Source organism: Massilia luteola, assembly GCF_034420155.1.
Classification (GTDB): Bacteria; Pseudomonadota; Gammaproteobacteria; order Burkholderiales; family Burkholderiaceae_D; genus Telluria; species Telluria luteola.
Window position 1 is genome coordinate 1 of sequence record NZ_JAXOFN010000074.1, and the last position, 1,178, is coordinate 1,178.

Here is a 1,178-nt window from a genome sequence, read left to right on the forward strand (position 1 = left end):
ATATCCGCAGCTTCGGTGACTGGCTTAGCCCCGTTACATCTTCCGCGCAGGACGACTCGATCAGTGAGCTATTACGCTTTCTTTAAATGATGGCTGCTTCTAAGCCAACATCCTGACTGTTTTAGCCTTCCCACTTCGTTTTCCACTTAGCCAATCTTTGGGACCTTAGCTGGCGGTCTGGGTTGTTTCCCTCTTGACGCCGGACGTTAGCACCCGACGTCTGTCTCCCAAGCTCGCACTCACCGGTATTCGGAGTTTGCAATGGGTTGGTAAGTCGCAATGACCCCCTAGCCATAACAGTGCTCTACCCCCGGTGGTGATACTTGAGGCACTACCTAAATAGTTTTCGGAGAGAACCAGCTATTTCCAGGTTTGTTTAGCCTTTCACCCCTACCCACAGCTCATCCCCTAATTTTTCAACATTAGTGGGTTCGGACCTCCAGGGCGTGTTACCGCACCTTCATCCTGGCCATGGGTAGATCACCTGGTTTCGGGTCTACACCCAGCGACTGTCGCCCTGTTCGGACTCGATTTCTCTACGGCTCCCCTATTCGGTTAACCTCGCCACTGAATGTAAGTCGCTGACCCATTATACAAAAGGTACGCCGTCACCCCACGAAGAGGCTCCGACTGTTTGTATGCACACGGTTTCAGGATCTATTTCACTCCCCTCCCGGGGTTCTTTTCGCCTTTCCCTCACGGTACTGGTTCACTATCGGTCGATTACGAGTATTTAGCCTTGGAGGATGGTCCCCCCATATTCAGACAGGATTTCTCGTGTCCCGCCCTACTTGTCGTACGCTTAGTACCACCGGTCTGATTTCGTGTAAGGGGCTATCACCCTCTATGGCCAGCATTTCCAGGCTGTTCCACTATCAGTCCGACTATCACGTACAAGGCTCTTCCCATTTCGCTCGCCACTACTTTGGGAATCTCGGTTGATTTCTTTTCCTGCAGCTACTTAGATGTTTCAGTTCGCCGCGTTCGCTTCGCATACCTATGTATTCAGTATGCGATGACCTAAAAGGCCGGGTTTCCCCATTCGGAAATCTGCGGATCAAAGTGTGTTTGCTCACTCCCCGCAGCTTATCGCAAGCTACTACGTCCTTCATCGCCTGTAATCGCCAAGGCATCCACCATGTGCACTTATTCACTTGTCCCTATAACGTTGGCCCCTG

1 rRNA gene is annotated in these 1,178 nt (G+C 51.6%); it reads right to left on the reverse strand.

Annotated features, from left to right (window positions below):
* A 23S ribosomal RNA gene (locus U9J41_RS29230) occupies positions 1-1,160 on the reverse strand; the annotation flags it as partial.
* Positions 1,161-1,178: the final 18 nt, after the last annotated feature.